A 21498-nucleotide genomic window follows, 5' to 3' on the forward strand; every position below is an offset into this window, starting at 1 on the left:
CTTGCGTATGTTGACCTAAACCCTGTAAGAGCGAAAGCGGCTGATTTACCTGAGCAATCTGACTACACCAGTATAAAAACACGCATTGAGTCAGCTCAAAATAATAAGCAACCAAAATCACTTATGCGCTTTGCAGGTAAACCACGTAAGCATATGCCTAAAGGTCTGCCATATGAGCTCAAAACATACCTGCAACTCGTTGATTGGACTGGTCGCTCAATACGAGAAGATAAACCAGGGAAAATCCCAGAAGATGCATTACCAATACTTGAAAGACTAAACATTTGTACTGACAACTGGCTTACACTCACCACTTCCTTTACCCGCTCATTTAAAAATACAGCGGGTAAAGAACAAGCCATCAACGATTATACGAATCACATGAAACGAAAACGAAGAAGCTCTATTAGCACTAGTCGTGCACTATTTGCCTAAACCGAAACTCGAAAATGTTTAAAGTGGTCTGCCTTTGAGCTAAGCTTGCCCAAATCAGGCGCTAATCAGACAATGTCTACAGAATCACCTAAACATAACATTTATCTGTAAATTAATTTAGAACGACTAAGCAAGTCGGCTTTAAAATTAGTTATTAAAATACCTACAAAAGTGGGTGTCCGAATAACTTTATTACCTGTACCTAACCAGCTGTGTCATCTTCAATCAAATCATCAACATTGAGCCTGAATTTATATTGTTTAACTTGGGTGTCTAGTTAACCTTTTTTGGGTGCCTAGATAACCTTAAAGTGGATGTCTTGATAACTTAAGAAATAAAAAGCTCAAAGAAAGTTAGATTAATACAAGAATAAAAGATTGGTTCTAAAAAAATTTAAAAGGAATTTAAATGAAATAAGTCACCCAAATAGAATTTTGGGTGGCAGTCTTACCAGCCGCATCTCGGCACACACATCACACGCTGTGGCTGCTCCCTTCCGGGCCTGACCAGGTTCACCTGCTAGTGTTGCGAGAGGACCAATAAGACTACCATTGAGGGCCTTGTTTGGCGCGGGAGGGATTATCTCTACTTTTAGCCAGTTATTCAAGGGGTATTCGAAAAAGAAAGTGCGATTGCATACTTGGTATACAATCGCACTGTCATTAAGGGGGTTATCGCTTACTTTTCAAGTTCAGCTTTAATGTTGCGCAGCGCGGCTTTCACTTTTTTCATATTTTCTGGGCCCATACGCAGCAGTTGTTTTTGCGCATCGGGTAAGTTTTCCCACTCAGAGTAAGCATATTGATAAGTAACTGAGTTACGAACGAGTGGCATATCACCTTTTGGCTCTGGCGTATCAAGCAGTACATCAATCGCTTCTTCTAACGTGCCTGTGAATGCATCACCTTCGTAACCAATTTCTGCATAAGCTTCACTGATAAGCGGTTTATATTCATCATACATACGAATAACTTGAGCAGCGCTTAAGCTAGTAAATAGTTTTACGTAAGGTGTATAGCGCTCATAGCTATTTGGGTCGATGGTTAAAATATCGCCCTCGATAACTTTAAACGACTCTTTAGGGCGTTCTACAGGTGCATGGCTAACTGCCACTTTACCTTTTGCGATGTTATCAACGTACACAACACCACGGCGAATAAGATCATCAGTCACCATTAAGCTCATCACTTGGTCGCTTAGTAACTCATCCATGCGAGCAACAACCACTTCATCGCTTTCATTTAACGTTGGTAGTGGCTCAACTTCTGGAACTGGCTCTGGAGTGCGCTCTGGTGCAGTATCTACAACAACGGGCTCTGGCTCAGGCTCTGAAACTTCAGGTTCTGGGTCAGGCTCTGGCTCTTGATACTCAACAACTGGCGCTTGTTCGCTAACAATGTCTTCAACAACTTGCACTGGTTTATCTTCAGGCTTCAATAATATAAACGCTGCCACACCAGCAACAAGGATAAGCACAACCACCGCAAAAATCAGGTTGTTATTTGATGAACCCTTTTGTACTTCAGGCTCTGACGAATGCTCTGACATAGACACTCCCTTAAAAATAAAACAGATAAAAATACGAAAAAACCATTTAGCCTTGAGCTAATCTTTGCTTCTTCTAGCTTAAAGACTTACAGTTGATAAATAAAGTAAAGACGCACAACTATTTAAATGCAACCATGAGCAGTAAGTTAAAAAAAACACAACACTCTAAAATCGCTTTATTACTAACAGGTGGTGGCGCGCGAGCGGCTTATCAAGTTGGTGTGCTTAAAGCGATAACGCAAAGCATGCCTCGTACAGCACCGCTGCCCTTTACTATTATTAATGGGACATCAGCTGGGGCAATTAATTCCGCTGCATTAGCATGTTATGCATCGTGTGCACATTTAGCATGCAAAAAACTTGAATGGGTTTGGAAGAATTTTTCGACCTCTCAGGTTTATAAAAGCGACTTTTTAAGTGTGTTTTTGCATATTACCCGCAACATGCTTACAAGTTTTCAATCTGAACATATAAATCACCCACCAGCGAGTTTGCTGAACAATAAGCCGCTGCGAAAACTGTTGCACGAAATACTCGATTTATCGCGTATCGAACGAAACCTGCATAAAAACTACCTAAATGCAGTGTCGATTACTGCTTCGAGCTATACCACAGGTGACTCTGTGGCATTTTTTCAGTCACTTACACAAAAGCCGTGGCGCAGAGCAAAACGTGAAGGACAAGCAACCCGCATAAATGTTGAGCACTTAATGGCGTCGAGTGCCATACCTATGGTGTTCCCAAGTGTGAATGTGTATAACCACTATTTCGGCGACGGCTCTATTCACCAACTTTCGCCACTGAGTCCGTCGGTTCATTTAGGTGCTGAAAAAATCTTTATTATTGGTGTTGATGAACCAAAAGAATTGCATCCGCCGGGTTATCAGCCTCATTACCCTGGCCTTTCCAATATTGCTGGTCACTTACTCGATAGCGTCTTTACCGACACACTTCAGTCTGATTTAGAACGTTTACAACGTATCAATCGCACGCTGAGCCTATTACCTGCCCGTGACAAACACCAAGAGCTTAAACAAATCGAAACTTGCGTGATCAATCCATCGCAAAACTTTAATGCAATCGCAGCTCAGTTTTATGATGACATGCCCATGGCAATTAAGGTGTTACTACGTATGATTGGTGTTAAGAAACGTTCGCAATCGAGTTTAACGAGCTACTTACTGTTTGAAAAACGTTATACCCAAAAGCTCATAGAAATTGGCTACCAAGATGGCCTTAAAAAGCTACCTGAAATTCGTAAATTTTTAGAGTTGGAGTAGCTAATCGCTACTCCATACCGTCGAGTAAAAACCGTTCGACCCGCTCTACTCGGCGAGGCTTACCTTGCAACACTAAAATATCGCCTGCTAATAAAATAGTTTGTGATGAAGGCGCGTCAATTTCACGGTCTTGTCGGCGCAGCGCTCTAACCGACACACGGCGCTGCTCAAGTTTAAGCTCACTAATTTTCTGATTAACCGCATAAGCGTGTTCTGGCAGAGCTATAACATGTAAATACTCAAGCCTATCTGAACTGGCCTCTTCACCATCGAGTTTATCGCCAGTGAAAAAGCCATTTAAGAACTTATAACGGTTGCGCCGCTCTTTACTAACACGGCGTATGATCCGTGTCATCGGCACACCAGACATATAAAGTACATGCGAAACTAACATTAAACTTGCTTCAAGGGTTTCTGGTACCACCTCAGTAACACCGAGTTCTTTAAGCGTTTCCATTTCGGTATCATCGCGCATTCGTACCAATATCTTTACATCAGGTGCTATTTGTTTGATGGCATCAACAACTATTTGCGTTTGCTCAAAATCGGTAAAGGTAATAATCACCAACCTTGCACGCTCAACGCCCGCTGATTTTAAAATATCTTTTTGATTCACATGGCCAAATATAACCGGTTCACCAGCCGCTTTCGCTTCTTGCAATAAGATAGGGTTACTTTCGACAGCGACGTATTCAATTGCTTCTGGCTTTAAAAAGCGCGCAACAGTTTGCCCAACACGGGAGAAACCACAAATAACGACATGATTTTGATACAAAGGGCTACTTGTCGCGGGCTGTTGCCAGTACTGTCCTGCATGGCTTAAAAGGCCAAGTTTTTTGAGAATAAGCGGTGTTTTTTCAATTAAGTAAGGCGTTAGCGCCATCGAAAGCACGCCAACTGCAATTAAAAACGAAGCTTGCTCTGAGCTTATCAGCAAATGCTGCGAAGCAAGTGCAATTAATACAAAGCCAAATTCTCCCATTTGCCAAAGCATAATACCCGCTGATACCGCATCTTGCTTACGCTCCCCCATCACTTGCGCAGAAATAGCAAGCACCGCAATTTTAAATAGCAATAAGCCAATTAATACCGCGATGATCCAGTACCAACTATTAAGTACATAAAGCACATCTAGCTGCATACCAACAGTCACAAAGAATAGCCCCATTAATATATCGCGAAATGGTCTAATATCGGCTTCAAGTTGGTGACGATAATGGCTTTCTCCTAACATCATGCCGGCTAAAAAGGCGCCTAACGCCATCGATAAACCAAATAGGTAAGTCAAGCCTGCGGCAAACAAGGCAACCAATAAAGTCGTTAGCATAAATAGCTCATCGGTTCTTACCAGCGCTATTTCGCTAAACACTTTAGGCAAAATCCATTTACCTATGCCGAACAATAAAATACACACTAAAGCACCTTTAGTAAGTGCAAAAGCCAATGCACCGGCAATTTCTTCAGAGCCACTTTGGGCTAGCAAGGGGTAAACAATGAGCAGAGGGACAACAGCAATATCTTGAAACAGCAACACCCCTATTGCCAACTGGCCGCGGCGCTGGTTTAAATCTCCAGATTCTTTAAGTAGCTTCACCACCACCGCTGTTGAAGACAGCGCCATTAAACTAGCAATAGTAAAACTGTTTAAAAGGCTGTGCTCTAGCAGCAGTAAAATTAGCATAAACACTATGCTGGTTACCACGACCTGTAAGGAGCCAAGACCAAATACAATATTGCGCATTGCCATTAAACGCGGCAATGAAAACTCAAGCCCTAAGCTAAACAGTAAAAACACAATGCCGAGCTCAGCAACAAAGTGCATTTCATGGCTTTGCGCCATCCAGCCAATACCATGACTCCCTGCCAGTACACCTGTCGCAAGATAAGCAAGAATGGGTGGTAAACCAATTCGCTTGAAAAACCAAACAAATAATACGGCAGCGACGAGCAAGCCAAACACTTGGATCAGCACATTTTGCAAGCAATCAACTCCCTAGACTTAGTGACAAAACTGGTTTCTCTTTTAAATATAGCAACCATCTGTTTTTCGGCCAGTTTAAAAATATGGCACAAATCTCGCTACATGGGAGTATCTAAACACTCCGGGGGGAGAATTATCATGGAAAATGTCCATATTTTGACGCAGCGGGTGTCTGCGCGAGGCGAGTTTCTGCCGTTTTCGGCAGAGCATTACCGAATAAATGAAACAAATAGTCCACACGATTTGGTCGCAAAGTTACAAACCACGTTATCAATCGAAGAAATTTTGACTATTTTTGCCGAGCACGCAAAGCAACTAATCAATTTATCTGGCTTACAGTTCCAATCTGCACTCGGAGTGTCACAAAGCGCAGGCAGCGATACCAGCCAAACACCGTACTCTTTTGATTTAGATATCGAAAGTGAACGCTTAGGGCAGCTAATTTACTTTAGTCAGTTCCCTATGGGTAAAGCGATTGAAGCAAAATTAAAGCAGCTCCATACAGCCCTCGTTTACCCATTACGTAATGCGCTTATGTACACCCGCGTATTACGTTTAGCGACTAAAGATGCGCTAACAGGCTTAAATAACCGTAGTCAATTTAATGACAGCTTGGCACAAAAGCTAGAACGTTGCCGCCGTCAACATCGCCCATTTAGCTTAATGTTGCTTGATTTAGATAACTTTAAACAAGTAAACGATAACTTTGGTCATAAAATTGGCGATGATGTGTTACAAGAATTTGCTAACGTACTGCGCAGTAGTGTGCGCGGCACTGACTCGATTTTCCGCTTTGGTGGAGATGAGTTTGCATTATTAATCGATGACCCTGAGTTTACCACCAATAAGGTGATAGCTGATCGCATTATGAGCTTAGTTGCTAACTCAGGGTTGATGGCTCAATATGATGTAACATCAAGCATTGGTTATACGCTAGCCAACAACCAAGACTGCGAAAACGAAGTGTTTGCCCGTGCTGACAAGGGCCTCTATAAGGCAAAAGCAGCAGGAAGAAACTGCGCAAGAGCTTACTAATTGAGTAAAAGCCTAGCATCCCCCGCTAGGCTTTTTTGCTTATAAATTTATAACCAAGTAATACTAACCAAAAACCAGCGAAGAAGCCGCTTAATAAGTAAAGCAAGGCAGCCATGGTGGTAAGGGGCGATACCATCACTAATGCCAGCGGCGTAAGCACGCCCAATATAAAGAAAATACCGCCTTTGCCTGACCAGTAACCTAGCAGCAATAATGAGCATACTAGGCCGCCAGCTAGTGCATAAAAAAGTGTATTTATTGTCAGCTCTGTATAAGCAAAACCAGCAATTACAGCCACTAGCACCGACAACGCAAAGCCAAGTGGTGCTTTATTAACTAGTGATAAACCTACATGAGGTTGTTCACTCATAGAGTGTCTCCCAAAGAATTCCATCTTCAACACTGTGCTGTTCACTAACAAAGTAGCCAACAACTTGCACAAGTTGATCGTTATAAAAAATTAGTGGTGTCTGCGCACGTAACCAAGGAGCTACTTTGGCATCTTTAAACCAGTGTTTTAAAGTGTTTGAACCGGGTTTATGTAAAGGTTTGATACGTGCTTGTGGCTTATTAAACTCAACCCTTACTTGCTCATCCTGCTTTGGTTTTCTAATGCCCTTACCCACTTTCACTATTAGTTTTCGGCCATCTGTCAGTTCAATGCCCTGCAAAGTTATATCCATCGCCTCAGGTATTGCCTGCTCCTTCACAAAGTACCAATGCTGCTGATGCCGACGAACATCACCGCTTTGCAAACAAATTTTTAGCTGGGCATCGGCTTTTGCCGTTAAACCTTGCTCAATAATTTGCTGTAGCTGATTCTCAGAAGGTAGTTGATGGGTAAACTGGTTTAGCCACGCACGGACAAGGTTTGCTTGTCTGGGCTGGCTAAAGGGCGAAATTGCCTGACAACTTAAGCCACCCTGCGAATTTTGGCAATGCGCAAGGTCACTTTGCGTATATTCATCGAGCAGTGATTGCTGTTGCTGTAAAAGCCGAATACTGCGCGCTGCGCTTTTTTCAAACCCTTGAAAACGCTTCGTTAAAATAGGCAGAACCTGATGACGTAAAAAATTGCGGTCAAAGCGCTCATCAACATTTGAATCATCGGTGATATGAGTAATAGCAAATTCATCGGCAAATTGTTCAATTTGCTCACGCGAGATATTAATCAATGGTCTAAAACACACACGCCCAGACGCTAATAAGCGCTGTTGTGGCATTGATGCTAAGCCCTGCAAGCCTGAGCCGCGTTTTAGACGAAGTAAGAAAGTCTCAAGTTGATCATTCAAGTGCTGGCCAAGCAGTATTACACTACCTAACATACAGTTTTCGTCGAGTGCTTGGTACCGAGCCTCTCTTGCTTGTGCCTCAAGTGATGTACGCGAGCGCTGATGAATTTCAACCAGCACAGCTTTAAATGCCACGTCGAACTCTTCACATAGCGATTGGCAAAACCCTTGCCACTCATCAGCATACTTGCTCAAACCATGATTAACATACACAGCTTCAATTTTAAGTTCAGAGTGCTGCTGTTGAGCTTGCTTCATTAAATGTAACAACACAACCGAATCTACACCGCCAGATAAGGCAACGCTAAAGCAAGTTTGCTGAGCGTTCAGCAAAGGCTGCAATTGTGCTAAAAAATGGTGGTATAAATCTGATGTTTGCATTAAAAACCAATGAGTATACAAGCGTCTGTGTTATCGGCATTATAAAACAAAAAAAGCCGCAAAAGCGGCTTTTTTCAATTTTAAGCTGTGTTTAGCAATAGCCAAACGACATTAAACGTTTGTAACGCTGATCAAGCATTTCATCTAGTGAAAGGCCTTGTAAGTCAGCTAGGTCACGCTTAAGTTGGTTTTTAAGGTTACGCGCCATCGCATCGTAATTACGATGTGCACCACCTAGCGGCTCATCAATGACGTTGTTAATTAAATCAAGCTCTTTAACACGTGCAGCTGTTACACCCATGGCTTCTGCAGCTAATGGTGCCTTGTCTGCACTTTTCCATAAGATTGATGCACAACCTTCTGGCGAAATTACAGAGTAAGTGCTGTATTGCAACATGTTAACGCGGTCGCCCACACCAATAGCTAATGCACCACCAGAACCACCTTCACCGATAACAGTACAAATAGTGGGTACTTTTAACGCAGCCATAACTTTAAGGTTACGCGCAATTGCTTCACTTTGACCACGCTCTTCAGCGCCAACACCTGGGTATGCACCAGGGGTGTCGATAAAAGTCATGATTGGCATTTTGAAACGCTCAGCCATTTCCATTAAGCGTAATGCTTTACGGTAACCTTCTGGCTTTGGCATACCAAAGTTGCGTTTAATTTTTTCAGCCGTGTCACGCCCTTTTTGTTGGCCAATAACCATCACTGGTTGACCTTCAAAACGTGCAACACCACCTAAAATAGCTGGGTCGTTAGCAAAAGTACGGTCGCCTGCTAGTTCGTCAAATTCCGTGAAAATGCGCTCGATGTAATCACGAGTATAAGGACGCAACGGATGACGGGCTAACTGAGAAACCTGCCAAGCACCTAATTCAGAGAAAATTTTCTCTTTCATTTCAGCACTTTTCTCTTTTAATCGACTGACTTCCTCTTCTAATCCAAGGTCTAATTCGCCAGCGCGGCTTACATTTTGTAATTCTTCAATTTTTGCTTCTAATTCAGCGATTGGAAGCTCAAAATCAAGATAATTGAGGCTCATGCTCTAAACTACCTAATTAGTTAAATTCTAGTTCTACATCTTGCGCCGCCATCAGCGATAACTTGTGAATTAAGTCATCACTCGGCGTAACACACCATTCGGTTCCTAAAGTAATCTCAGCCAACGCATCCGGACGTTGATAGAATACTTTAATAGGACAAGTACCAAACTTATAAGGTTCCAGCACTTTTTGTAAATTATCGAAGAAGTTCGCCTCGATCTGCACCATATTCAAGGTCATTTTAATCGCTTTTATACGTTTTTCTCGCGCCTGTGCGATGGTGCATATGTCTCTAGCGGTCATTGTAATGCCACCAGAGAAGTTATCAAAGCTGACCTGTCCAGATATTACCAAGATATTGTTTACTTGCAGCAAATCTTGGTACATTTCAAACTGTTCTGGGAATAAGCGTACATCAATACGGGCACTCTTGTCATCTAAAGTTACAAGACCCCATCGATTTCCCTTTTTGTTTATCAAGGTACGAGCTGAGATCACTAAGCCTGCAGCCGTTGACTGGACATCGCGGTTAGTGGGTTGTAAATCGACCAGCCTTCCTGATGTATAATGCTTTAACTCTTTACGATACTGATTAATTGGGTGACCAGTTAAATACAGACCTAAAGTTTCTTTCTCACCGTCTAGCCACTCATTGTCGGTTAAATCTGTGGCTTTAATAAATGCTTGTTCAACTTCATCTGGCTCTGTAGCAAGTAAACCGAATAAATCGGCCTGCCCTAGTGACTCAGCCTTATGATGCTGATCGGCCGCCCGCATGGCATCTTTTAAGCTTGCGAGTAAGGTTGCACGGCCAGGCTGGGTTTTATCTGGGCCAAGTTGATCGAGCGCTCCGGCATAAATAAGCTTTTCAACAACACGCTTGTTTAAACGCTTTAAGTCAACACGGGCACAAAAATCAAATAAGTCCTTAAACGGGCCACCTTCGCTACGAGCTTCTAAAATAGCTTCAACCGGTGCCTCACCAACCCCTTTAATGGCACCAATACCGTAAACAATTTCACCTTGTAGATTAACCGTAAACTTGTACTCACCGGCATTGACATCTGGCGGTAACAAGGTCAGTTTCATGTTTTCACATTCATCTACCAAGGTAACAATTTTATCGGTGTTATCCATATCTGCCGACATTACCGCAGCCATAAACTCTGCTGGGTAGTGGGTTTTCATCCACAGCGTTTGGTACGATACTAAGGCATAAGCAGCTGAGTGAGATTTATTGAAGCCATAACCTGCGAACTTCTCTACCAAGTCGAAGATTTTCATTGCAAGTTCGCCGTCAACTCCGTTTTTAACAGCGCCTTCTTCGAAGGTTGAACGTTGCTTTGCCATCTCCTCAGGCTTTTTCTTACCCATCGCACGACGCAGCATGTCAGCGCCACCTAGCGTATAACCAGCCAGTACCTGAGCAATTTGCATTACTTGTTCTTGATAAAGAATGATACCGTAGGTTGGCTCAAGGATTGGTTGCAAGCTATCGTGTTGCCACTGCGCATCTGGATAAGATAATTCTTCGCGGCCATGCTTACGGTCGATAAAGTTATCTACCATGCCTGATTGCAATGGACCTGGGCGAAATAGTGCTACCAGTGCGATCATATCCTCGAAGCAGTCGGGCTTTAGACGACGAATAAGGTCTTTCATACCACGAGATTCGAGCTGGAATACCGCGGTGGTTTCGGCGCGTAGCAGTAACTCAATACTTGGCTTATCATCAAGTGGAATAGCGTTGATATCAACGGGCTTTTTACCCTCACGAGCTAAGCGCTCGTTAGTCATATCAAGTGCCCACTGCAAGATGGTGAGTGTTCTAAGACCTAAGAAGTCAAACTTTACTAAGCCTGCTGTCTCAACGTCATTTTTATCAAATTGCGTTACCGGGAATTTACCCTCATCATCACAATAAAGAGCGGCAAAGTCAGTGATTGTGGTGGGTGATATTACAACACCACCAGCGTGCTTACCCGCGTTACGTGTACAGCCTTCAAGGATGCGACACATATCAATAAGCTCTTTGACCTCTTCATCACCGTCGTAGGCTTCTTGTAAACGCGGCTCAACATCAAACGCTTTAGCCAAGGTCATGCCCGGATCGCCCGGTACTAGTTTAGAAATACGATCAACAAAGCCGTAAGGGTGACCAAGTACACGGCCTACGTCACGGATAACCGCTTTTGCAGCCATGGTACCAAAGGTAATGATCTGAGATACCGCGTCACGACCATAAAGCGCCGCTACGTGATCAATTACCTCATCACGCCTATCCATACAGAAATCGACGTCGAAATCGGGCATTGAGATACGTTCTGGGTTCAAGAAACGTTCGAATAGTAAGTCAAATTCGAGTGGATCGAGGTCGGTGATCTTCAGTGCATAAGCAACCAATGAACCCGCACCAGAACCACGCCCTGGACCTACCGGAATATTGTTATCTTTACTCCACTGAATGAACTCCATTACGATCAAGAAGTAACCTGGGAAACCCATTTGGTTGATTACGTCGAGCTCTATTTTCAGACGCTCATCATACTCGCCACGTTTTTCTTTTCGCTCTTGCTCATCTGGGAATAAAAACTGTAAACGCTCTTCAAGACCATCTTCAGAGACCTTAACCAAGAAGTCTTCAATTTTTAGCGAACCGGTTGGGTAATCTGGTAAGAAGTAAGTCCCGAGCTGCACGGTCACATTACAGCGCTTAGCAATTTCAACAGTGTTTTCTAGCGCTTCAGGAATATCGCTAAATAGCTCAGCCATTTGCTCAGCCGTTTTAAGGTATTGCTGCTCAGAAAAACGTTTTGGTCTACGTTTATCTTCTAGGGTGTAACCGTCATGGATTGCTACGCGGATTTCATGGGCTTCAAAGTTTTCTGGCTTTAAAAATACTACTTCGTTAGTTGCCACTACAGGTAACTGCTCTTTTGCGGCAAGCTCAACAGCTAGGTGTAAATAGTCTTCTTCTAAAGCACGTTCCGTACGAATAAGCTCAATGTAATAATGATCGCTAAAATGTTGCTTATAAAAGCTAACGACCGATTCTATAAGCCCAGGGTTACCTTTTAATAGGGCTTTACCTAAGTCGCCATCTTTAGCGCCAGATAATAAAATTAGGCCACTTTTGTGCTCCACTAGCCATTCACGGTCAACCACAGGCCGGTGAAATAAATGCCCTCGTTGGTATGCTTTAGAAATCAACAAGGTGAGGTTTTTATAGCCTTCGTTATCTTTCGCTAAGATGGTAATTCGGCTAGGTTCATCTTCAAATTCAGGGCTTCTGAGCCAAAAATCTGCGCCGACAATAGGCTTAATACCTGCGCCATGGGCAGCACCATAAAAACGCACCAAACCACATAAGTTCATCTGGTCGGTGATAGCCAACGCAGGCATTTGCAGCTCTTCTGCTTTAGCGACAATTGGCTTAGTTTTAGCTAAGCCATCCACCATAGAGAAATCTGAGTGAACACGTAAGTGAACAAATTGCGGCGCAGGCATTACTGTTGCTCTCCTTTTAACGCCAAAATGCGCTGAACAGGTTTAAAGCTCTTACGATGCTCTGCAATTGCCCCGTATTGTTCGAGTGCCGCAAAGTGCGCTTTAGTTGGATAGCCCTTATGACCTGCAAAGCCATAGTCAGGATAACGCTTATCAAGCTCAATCATTTCTTCGTCACGGGCAACTTTCGCTAAAATAGAAGCCGCTGAAATCTCTTCGACTAGGCTATCGCCTTTTACTACCGCCTGTGCTGGCACAGTTAATTGACTAGGCACACGGTTACCATCAATAAAAACAAACTCTGGCTTTACACTTAAGCCTTCAACCGCGCGACTCATCGCGAGCATGGTGGCATGTAAAATATTTAGCTCATCAATCTCAGTTGGGCTACAACGCCCAATGGCATAGCACAGAGCTTTTTCTTTTATTTCTGCCGCTAATAATTGACGTTTTTTGTCTGATAACTTTTTAGAATCGGCTAACCCGGCAATGGGTTTATTTGGGTCCAGTATTACCGCAGCAGTTACAACATCACCGACCAATGGACCACGGCCAACTTCATCTACACCAGCAATATAATTAACATTCGGTCGTTCAATTTGCATTTAGTAACTCCGCGACTGCTGCTGCAGCTTGTTCATTGGCATTTAATCTAATGTTTTTATGTATGGCTAAAAAGCGCGCCTTTAGTTCGCTGTTATCGGTATTAAGCATAGGAGTTAGCGCAGCCGATAGGTTTTCAACATTACACTCAGTTTGTAGGTACTCTGGGACGAGTTCTTCATCGGCTAATAAATTAGGCAACGAGAAATACTTAATGTTAAACGTGAATAAGGTTTTGAAAATCCAGTAACTCAATGGCTTAATTTTATAACCCACAACCATCGGCTTTTTATACAGCATACCTTCAAGTGTTGCGGTTCCTGAGGCAAGCAAAATGGCATCAGCGGCTTGCATTGCAAGATTTGACTGACCATCCAATAATTGCAGTTTTAGATCAGGGGCTGTTTTTTCTAAAATCTCACAAAACTGTGCTTTTCGTTTTTCATTGACTAACGGCACCACAATTTTAAGATCAGGATTTTGCGCTTGTAATTTCGCCGCTGTTTCAATGTAAGTTTCGCTTAAAAGACCTACTTCAGAACCTCGACTACCAGGTAGTAATGCAAGCACTTTATCAGTTTGTGCCAATCCAAGTTGATTACGAGCCTCGGTTTGGTCGTGCTCAAGAGCAATATCATCAGCCAGAGTATGACCCACAAACGTACAAGGTACATCGTGCTTATCATAAAAGGCTTTTTCGAACGGCAATAATGCCAACACTAAGTTAGTGGCGGCACTGATTTTATGAATGCGTTTTTCGCGCCACGCCCACACTGACGGGCTAACATATTGTACTGTTTTAATACCCGCCTCTTTTAGCGGCTTTTCAACACGTAAGTTAAAGTCAGGGGCATCTATACCAATAAATACATCTGGTGGGTTATCGATAAAATGCTGCACCAATTGTTTGCGTATTTTTAGTAGGCGCGGTAATCGGCCAAGTACTTCAACTAAGCCCATTACAGATAATTCGTCCATATCGAATAATGTTTTACAGCCAGCCGCTTGCATACGCGGGCCTGCAATCCCCTCAAATATGGCATCTGGAAAACGGCGTTTAAGTGCTTTTACTAGCCCTTCACCTAAAATATCACCTGATAACTCACCTGCCACCAAGGCAATACGTAACGGCTTTGTTTGTTCTTTCATTCGTTGATAATTCGCAACTTTTGGCACTAATAAAAATGAGTTTACCGTGTTTTAGCAGTCGGATAAATGTCACACGAGTAATTAATACTAGAATTTAAATAAGTGCTTATTCATTAACCTAGGTAACCAGCTAAGAAAGTAAACAATTAATTTTTTAGCCGAGAGAATACCTATAAGTGAGTAATCTTTTTGTTCTATAAAAACTGGCTAAAAGTTTTTGATAAGGTAATTAATCGATTGAAAAGTTAAGCTTTAATCTCTAGTCTGTAGAAATGATGAACAATTATTTAATCTTATTTTCTTATTTTTCTATTGACTAAAATGGATACAAGGTTAATATTCACAAAGTTTCAATAATTACTGAAACTTCATAACCAATAATTTGTCGTGTCTACCGCACTCGCTAACAAGGAGCTAAACAATGATAGATGAAACATTTGTGGATCTATCGCGATTGCAGTTTGCAATCACTGCCCTCTTTCACTTCCTATTTGTTCCCCTTACTTTAGGTATGACGTGGATTTTGGTGATCATGGAATCCGTTTACGTGATGACTGGTCGCGAAATTTATCGTGATATGACTAAATTCTGGGGTAAGTTATTTGGTATTAACTTTGCGATTGGTGTGGCGACAGGTCTAACCATGGAGTTCGAGTTTGGTACCAACTGGTCTTACTACTCTCACTACGTGGGCGATATTTTTGGCGCTCCACTGGCGATTGAAGGCTTAATGGCATTCTTTTTAGAGTCAACCTTTGTCGGTATGTTCTTTTTAGGTTGGGAGCGACTAACAAAACGTCAGCATTTAGCTGCAACTTTCCTTATGGCTCTAGGTACTAACCTATCAGCTTTATGGATTTTGATTGCCAATGGTTGGATGCAAAACCCTGTAGGGGCTGAGTTTAATTATCAAACCATGCGAATGGAAATGACCAGCTTTGCTGAACTGGTATTCAACCCCGTCGCACAAGTTAAGTTTATTCATACCGTTTCGGCAGGGTATGTTGCAGCATCTATGTTTGTACTGGGCATTAGTAGCTGGTACATCCTAAAAGGTCGCGATCTTGCTTTTGCTAAACGCTCGTTTTCGGTTGCTTCTGGGTTTGGTTTAGCGTCTATCCTTTGTGTTATTTTACTTGGTGATGAATCTGGCTACGAAGTTGGCGAGGTACAAAAAGTTAAACTCGCAACCATTGAAGCTGAGTGGCACACCGAAGAAGCCCCTGCTGCATTCACTCTGGTCGGTATTCCTGATTCAGAAGAGCAAGTCACCCACGCTGCTGTTAAAATACCTTATGCACTGGGCATTATTGCTACTCGCTCTATTGATGAACAGGTAACGGGTATTAAAGATCTAGAAAAGCAACACGAAGTACGAATTCGTAATGGCATGGTTGCATACGAATACTTAGAGAAGCTTCGAGGTGGTGAAGACACTCCAGAAAACATTGCAAAATTCGATAGCTTAAAAGACGACCTTGGCTATGGTTTACTACTAAAACGCTATACGCCTAACGTGGTAGATGCCACAGAAGAGCACATTCAAAAAGCAGTGAAAGATTCGTTCCCTAAAGTTGGTCCTATGTTTTGGTCCTTCAGAATTATGGTCGGTTGCGGTGTGATCATGCTTGGCGTATTCGTGCTTGCATTTTATTACAACGCGCACCGCATTATTGAGCAAAAACGCTGGTTATTATGGGCTGCGGTATGGAGTATTCCACTGCCGTGGATTGCCATTGAATTTGGTTGGATTGTTGCTGAATATGGCCGCCAACCATGGGCTATTTCAGAGATTCTACCAACCTTCTTGGCAACCTCATCTCTGACGGTAAACGATTTACTTATCAGCATTACTGGCTTCATTATCTTTTACACAGGACTTGCTGCTGTAGAAGGCTGGTTAATGCTGCGCTTTATTAAACAAGGTCCAAGCTCGCTTCATACTGGTAAATATCACCATGAACTTGCTAAAGCAGATTCACTTGCAAGCCAAGGAGCTCAGTCATGATTTTTGATTACGAAACATTAAAACTAATCTGGTGGCTGTTAATTGGTGTATTACTGATTGGCTTTGCAGTGACCGATGGCATGGACATGGGTGTGGCAATTTTGCTTCGCCTAGTTGGTAAAACCGATGTGGAGCGCCGTACTGTAATTAACACCATAGGTGCTCACTGGGATGGTAACCAAGTTTGGTTCATCACCGCTGGGGGTGCACTGTTTGCTGCTTGGCCTATGGTATACGCGGCCGCGTTCTCTGGCTTTTACTTTGCTATGATGCTGGTGTTATTTGCGTTATTTTTCAGACCGCTTGGTTTTGATTACCGCTCAAAAATAGACTCACCACGTTGGCGAAACAACTGGGATTGGGGCTTATTTGCAGGCAGCTTTATCCCTGCTTTAGTATTTGGTGTGGCATTTGGTAACTTATTACTGGGCGTGCCTTATCATATCGACGACCTACTGCGTGTTAGTTATCAAGGTTCATTCTTTGCGTTATTAAACCCATTTGCCATTGTTGTAGGCTTAGTAAGCGTACTAATGCTGGTTGGTCATGCAGGCATGTGGCTACAACTTCGTACGGATGCAGAGGTTGCAAAACGCTCAGCACAATACGGTCAATATGCGCTGATGGCGTTTATTGTGTTGTTTGCCTTGGCAGGTGTGTGGCTATCGCAAATTGACGGTTATAAAATCGTTAGCATGGGCGATACTCAAGGCTTTGCAAACCCGCTTGGTAAAACAGTCACGCAGGCACCAGGTGCATGGCTTGATAACTATACAAAAATGCCATTAACCATGCTGTTCCCTGCCCTTGCATTCGTGATGGCGGCACTGGCGATTGTGTTATCTAAATTACAAAAACCAGCAATGGCCCTGATTGCATCAAGCTTAATGCTTGCAGGCGTAATTTTAACTGCGGGTATGTCAATGTTCCCGTTCGTTATGCCTTCGAGTAACAACCCAAATATTAGTTTAACTATGTGGGATGCGGTTTCGAGCCATATGACTCTCAACGTGATGTTTATTGCAGCGGTTATTTTTGTACCACTTATTCTTATTTACACAACGTGGTGCTATGTGAAAATGTGGCGCAAAGTAACCATCAGTGAAATCGAAAACAACACGCACGGTAGCTACTAAGGAGATTTAATTATGTGGTATTTTGCCTGGATTTTAGGTGTTCTATTAGCCTGTACCCTTGGGGTGATTAACGTAATGTGGTACGAATTTCACCAACATAAAGATTCGATTGCTGATGATGAGCTAGAGCTTTACGCGAGACTCAAAAACACCGATGACAACTAAACCCCAACCAAATCGCGCGCAGCAACAAACGCTGCGCGCTTTTTTAAAGCAATATAGTCAGTCCGCTTCAGGGCTTCTTAAATTAAGCATTAGTTTGGGCACACTCAACGCCCTATTGATGATTGTCTCTTGTTATCTTCTTGCAAACGCGGCTCATCAAGTCATGTTTGAACAAGCAAACTTTCAAGCCGTAAGCTCATTATTATGGCCGTTGGCAGGGCTAATTTTAGTTCGTGCTTTGTTGGTTGCCCTAAGTGAACGCGTGAGTAACCGCGCCGCGTTAAAAATAAAAAACGTGATGCGAAATACATTGCTAGAAAAGCTCAGCAAACTTGGGCCAGCCTACAGTGAACAAAAAGGTCATGGCGCAACACTTAACACCTTACATAATGGGGTTGAAGCACTGCATCAATATTACGCTAACTACATTCCAAGTGTGGCTTACAGTGCGCTTATTCCACTAGCGATATTAGTGGTGATTTTTCCAACCGATTACAAAGCAGGCCTCATATTCCTTTTAACAGCCCCGCTTATCCCCTTTTTTATGATTTTAGTGGGCCATAAAGCGGAGCAGTTAAACCAAGATCGCTGGCAACAACTTGCGGTACTTGGTAATTACTTTTTTGACAGATTACAAGGCCTGACTCAACTCAAGCTCTTTAATGCAACCAAACGTGAGCTAAATAGCATCAGTCAGACTTCTGATGATTACCGTGGAGCAACCATGGGTGTATTGAAAGTCGCCTTTTTATCGTCTTTCGCCCTTGAGTTTTTAGCCACCATTAGTGTGGCACTTGTTGCCGTGATCATTGGCTTTAGATTATTTTTTGGTACCCTCGATTTTGCCACTGGATTTGTGGTGTTACTACTGGCCCCTGAGTTTTACTTACCACTTCGACAAATGGGCACTCATTATCACGCAAAACTTGAAGGGATCAGTGCCGCTGCTGATATGGTCGACATAATCAATCAAAGCGACTCAGATGAACATGTAGGGTCATCTAAACTTGAGTTACCGCTAAAAGATATACAGCTGAATGCGCTTACCTTTCACTACCCAGAAACAAACGAAGGGGTGACTGATATCAACTTAACCCTGCCAAGCACAGGCTTAATTGCCTTTGTGGGTGAAAGTGGCTCGGGTAAAAGTACCTTGTTTGATTGCCTATTGGGTTTTCATCATCAAGCCAACAATGCCATTAGCATTAATGGACGACCACTGAGTGATACTGCATTAGCTGATTGGCAAGCACAGCTGGCGTGGATCCCACAACACGCCACGTTATTTTATCGGAGCGTTGCAGAGAACCTGTGCTTAGCTAAACCCGATGCAAGCCAAGCAGAGCTCGATGAAGCAGCAAGTAAAGCTGGCGCACTTGAGTTTATTACTGCACTACCTGATGGCTTTGATACCTTGCTCGGTGAACAAGGAGAAGGCCTCTCTGGTGGGCAAAAACAGCGCATAGCCCTTGCTCGTGCATTTTTGAAGAATGTCCCTGTGCTAATGCTAGATGAGCCTACCGCTCACTTAGACAGCCAAACCGAGCATTTAATCAATCAAGCGATCCGCGAGTATGCAAAAGATCACTTAGTGCTAGTTATTGCTCACCGACTGAATACGGTTAAACACGCCGATAGGATTTACGTTATGCAACAAGGTCACATTGTTGAATCTGGTCAGTACCAGCAACTGACTGAGCAAGCAGGCCTATTTGCTAAACTTGTGAGCCAAGGTGACGCCCATGCATAACTTTATACGTCTATTAAAACTGTGCAAACCTCATACTGGCATGCTGCTTTTAGGGGCTTTTTTAGCAAGCTTAACGGTACTTGCTAATGTAGGCTTGCTCGCTATATCGGGGTGGTTTTTAGCAGCCATGGCAGCGGCGGGCATTGCTGGTGTGCAGATGAATTACTTTACCCCAGCTGGAGTGATCCGCTTTTTAGCTATCGTGCGCACAGCGTCTCGTTACGGTGAGCGGATGATAACTCATAATGCTACCTTTTTATTACTGAGCGAAATTCGCGTAAACATGTTCAAGACTTTGAGCCAACTGAACAACGTTGACTTAGCAATGAGTCGTAGTAGCGATTTATTTAACCGGCTACAGAATGATGTCGATGCGCTGGATAAGTTTTACCTAAATGTACTGCTGCCTATTATTGTCGCCCTTTTCAGCATTCCTATAGTAATGGCCTTCATGGCCATGTATAACGCTGACGTTGCATTAGTGTGCTTTACTTCACTGATGATTATTGGCGTACTGCTTCCCACATTGTTAAGCCATAAGCTTCACCAACAAGCGGATAACGAAACCCTGCTCTCAGCCGAGTTAAGATCTGAACTTGCCGATACGTTATCAGGTGCTAGAGAGCTTGCTGTCTATCAAGCACATGCGGCGCAATTAGCGCATTGTGATTCACTCAGTAAACAATACAACAGCCAGCTCTACAATCGTCACAAGGCCATAGCAAATAGTAATGGCTTAAACACTTTGGTGATACAACTAACCATGCTAGCCAGTGTATTTATGATAATTCCACTGGTTGCAATAGGGAGTATGAAAAACGTTGAACTGGCGATGCTCGCGTTATTTGTATTAGCAAGCTTTGAAACCGTGCTCACTCTGCCTACGGCATTTATTGAATTGCCGCTTACTTTAAGTGCCGCAAAGCGACTGTTTGATCTTGAAGATAAACACAACAGCTTAGCCGAAAAGCCAAACAACTTAGATGATCAGCTAGCAAACCAATTAGCTGACAAATCAGGGCTTGGTCTTGAGCTAAGCGAGGTCAATTACCAATACTTGGGGGCAAAAAGTAAAGCCCTTAGCAATATCAATTTTGCGATTACACCCGGCAGTAAAGTTGCCCTAGTCGGTGCCAGTGGCAGTGGCAAAACCACTCTAGTTAACTTACTCACGGGCCTTTGGCCGCTGCAATCAGGCTCATTAAAGCTCACCACCAAGCAAGATAACTTTGAACTTGAAAGCTTGAGCACTTCAACACGCTTTAAGCAGCTAACGATAGTTGCCCAGCAGCATCATATTTTTGATGGCACGCTACGTGAAAATCTTCGTTATGCAGCTTTTGATGCGACAGATGAGATGCTAATTGAAGCCTGTGAAAACGCTGAACTTGGCTCTTGGCTTAAGAACTTAAAAGCCGGCCTTAATACCCGCTTAGGAACCGCAGGAAGAAAGCTTTCTCATGGTCAGTCACGTCGTATTGCCATAGCTCAAGCCCTATTAAGGCAAGGTAATTTAATCATTCTTGATGAGCCAACAGAGAGTCTAGATAACCACACTGAGCAAAACTTGCTGACTACACTTGAGAGAATATGGGCAGATAAAACCATGTTGACCATTACCCACGACCCAGCAATGCTAAGTCGTGTTGATAAGGTTATTTGGTTAGAACAAGGACAAGTAAGAGCCTTTGCAAGTCATGCTGAATTGATGGCTAATGAAGCCGACTACGTAGAGCTTATTACCCGTTTTTAATCGAGCTGCTCAACAGTAACGTCAATCACACCTTGCTTGACTGAGGCAATTTGTGAAAACGCCTTTTTTGATAAATCGATAATACGACCGCGGATAAATGGGCCGCGGTCATTAATGGTAACAATCACACTTTTATTGTTACTAATATTGGTGACCCTCACTCTGCTGCCAAAGCCAAGCGTTTGATGAGCCGCGCTCCATGCCTGTTGATTAAACACCTCACCACTTGCTGTCATTCGGCCATGATATTTATCAGCGTAATAACTGGCTTTGCCTTTTTCTATTGCTCCTTTTGATACTGAAGGCGCACTACTACAACCACTTATTATTAAGCTTAACAATGCAAAGATGATGAGTTTATTCATATTACTAGATCCTTTTTTGTCGTGAAGATAACAAGCACTGACTTAGCAAAACCTGAACTAT

16 protein-coding genes, 1 other RNA gene and 1 pseudogene are annotated in these 21498 nt (G+C 43.0%); 8 read left to right on the plus strand and 10 right to left on the minus strand.

Annotated elements, in window-relative coordinates; genetic code table 11:
* Positions 1 to 435 (plus strand): annotated as a pseudogene (locus tag AOG27_RS21515) (transposase); the annotation flags it as partial.
* 445 nt (positions 436 to 880) lie between these two features.
* On the opposite strand, the gene ffs reads toward AOG27_RS21515, so the two are convergent.
* Both ffs and AOG27_RS11115 read right to left on the minus strand, forming a co-directional pair.
* An RNA gene (ffs, locus tag AOG27_RS21240) (signal recognition particle sRNA small type) lies at positions 881 to 977 on the minus strand.
* A gap of 136 nt (positions 978 to 1113) precedes the next feature.
* Positions 1114 to 1983, minus strand: a complete 870-nt coding sequence (locus tag AOG27_RS11115) for a DUF3014 domain-containing protein (RefSeq protein ID WP_054553096.1) — start codon at positions 1981 to 1983, stop codon at positions 1114 to 1116.
* Positions 1984 to 2117: 134 nt separating this feature from the next.
* On the opposite strand from AOG27_RS11115, the gene AOG27_RS11120 reads away from it, so the two are divergent.
* A complete protein-coding gene (locus tag AOG27_RS11120) occupies positions 2118 to 3263 on the plus strand; it encodes a patatin-like phospholipase family protein (RefSeq protein ID WP_054553097.1) in 1146 nt (381 codons plus the stop codon).
* A 7-nt stretch (positions 3264 to 3270) separates the two neighbouring features.
* On the opposite strand, the gene AOG27_RS11125 is transcribed toward AOG27_RS11120, so the two are convergent.
* On the minus strand, positions 3271 to 5244 hold the full coding sequence (locus tag AOG27_RS11125) for a monovalent cation:proton antiporter family protein (RefSeq protein ID WP_054553098.1): 1974 nt from the start codon (positions 5242 to 5244) through the stop codon (positions 3271 to 3273).
* A 138-nt stretch (positions 5245 to 5382) separates the two neighbouring features.
* Here AOG27_RS11125 and AOG27_RS11130 point away from each other — a divergent pair, with 138 nt between their 5' ends.
* Positions 5383 to 6279 (plus strand): GGDEF domain-containing protein, encoded by an 897-nt coding sequence (locus AOG27_RS11130; RefSeq protein WP_054553099.1) that lies wholly within the window; start codon positions 5383 to 5385, stop codon positions 6277 to 6279.
* A 25-nt stretch (positions 6280 to 6304) separates the two neighbouring features.
* Here the strand turns inward: AOG27_RS11130 and AOG27_RS11135 are convergent, their stop codons facing one another.
* The 6 genes from AOG27_RS11135 to lpxB all read right to left on the minus strand — a co-directional run bounded on the left by AOG27_RS11135 (position 6305) and on the right by lpxB (position 14260).
* Positions 6305 to 6649: a hypothetical protein gene (locus AOG27_RS11135; protein ID WP_054553100.1), complete on the minus strand. Its 345-nt coding sequence runs from the start codon at positions 6647 to 6649 to the stop codon at positions 6305 to 6307.
* Positions 6642 to 7952, minus strand: a complete 1311-nt coding sequence (gene tilS / locus AOG27_RS11140; protein ID WP_054553101.1) for a tRNA lysidine(34) synthetase TilS — start codon at positions 7950 to 7952, stop codon at positions 6642 to 6644. Before tilS ends, AOG27_RS11135 begins: the two co-directional genes overlap by 8 nt.
* A gap of 91 nt (positions 7953 to 8043) precedes the next feature.
* Entirely contained in the window at positions 8044 to 9000 is a 957-nt protein-coding gene (accA, locus tag AOG27_RS11145; protein WP_054553102.1) for an acetyl-CoA carboxylase carboxyl transferase subunit alpha, read from the minus strand.
* A 16-nt stretch (positions 9001 to 9016) separates the two neighbouring features.
* A complete protein-coding gene (dnaE, locus tag AOG27_RS11150; RefSeq protein ID WP_054553103.1) occupies positions 9017 to 12508 on the minus strand; it encodes a DNA polymerase III subunit alpha in 3492 nt (1163 codons plus the stop codon).
* Complete coding sequence (gene rnhB / locus AOG27_RS11155) at positions 12508 to 13113, minus strand: ribonuclease HII (protein ID WP_054553104.1); 606 nt, start codon at positions 13111 to 13113, stop codon at positions 12508 to 12510. The genes dnaE and rnhB overlap by 1 nt, the downstream gene beginning before the upstream one ends.
* A complete protein-coding gene (gene lpxB / locus AOG27_RS11160) occupies positions 13103 to 14260 on the minus strand; it encodes a lipid-A-disaccharide synthase (protein ID WP_054553105.1) in 1158 nt (385 codons plus the stop codon). The genes rnhB and lpxB overlap by 11 nt, the downstream gene beginning before the upstream one ends.
* A gap of 421 nt (positions 14261 to 14681) precedes the next feature.
* Between lpxB and AOG27_RS11165 the strand changes: the two genes are divergently transcribed.
* The 5 genes from AOG27_RS11165 to cydC are packed head-to-tail and all read left to right on the plus strand — an operon-like array spanning position 14682 to position 21072.
* Complete coding sequence (locus tag AOG27_RS11165) at positions 14682 to 16268, plus strand: cytochrome ubiquinol oxidase subunit I (protein WP_054553106.1); 1587 nt, start codon at positions 14682 to 14684, stop codon at positions 16266 to 16268.
* Positions 16265 to 17404 (plus strand): cytochrome d ubiquinol oxidase subunit II, encoded by a 1140-nt coding sequence (cydB, locus tag AOG27_RS11170; protein ID WP_054553107.1) that lies wholly within the window; start codon positions 16265 to 16267, stop codon positions 17402 to 17404. The genes AOG27_RS11165 and cydB overlap by 4 nt, the downstream gene beginning before the upstream one ends.
* 12 nt (positions 17405 to 17416) lie before the next feature.
* Entirely contained in the window at positions 17417 to 17569 is a 153-nt protein-coding gene (gene cydX / locus AOG27_RS11175; protein ID WP_054553108.1) for a cytochrome bd-I oxidase subunit CydX, read from the plus strand.
* Entirely contained in the window at positions 17559 to 19319 is a 1761-nt protein-coding gene (gene cydD / locus AOG27_RS11180; protein ID WP_054553109.1) for a thiol reductant ABC exporter subunit CydD, read from the plus strand. Before cydX ends, cydD begins: the two co-directional genes overlap by 11 nt.
* Positions 19312 to 21072, plus strand: coding sequence for a thiol reductant ABC exporter subunit CydC (gene cydC, locus AOG27_RS11185; protein WP_054553110.1), 1761 nt, complete (start codon positions 19312 to 19314; stop codon positions 21070 to 21072). The genes cydD and cydC overlap by 8 nt, the downstream gene beginning before the upstream one ends.
* Here cydC and AOG27_RS11190 read toward each other — a convergent pair.
* Positions 21069 to 21437, minus strand: coding sequence for a septal ring lytic transglycosylase RlpA family protein (locus AOG27_RS11190; protein WP_054553111.1), 369 nt, complete (start codon positions 21435 to 21437; stop codon positions 21069 to 21071). The two genes, cydC and AOG27_RS11190, sit on opposite strands and share 4 nt — an antisense overlap.
* Between the last annotated feature and the right edge of the window lie 61 nt (positions 21438 to 21498).

It is taken from the genome of Pseudoalteromonas lipolytica, from assembly GCF_001306915.1.
GTDB lineage: Bacteria > Pseudomonadota > Gammaproteobacteria > Enterobacterales > Alteromonadaceae > Pseudoalteromonas > Pseudoalteromonas simplex.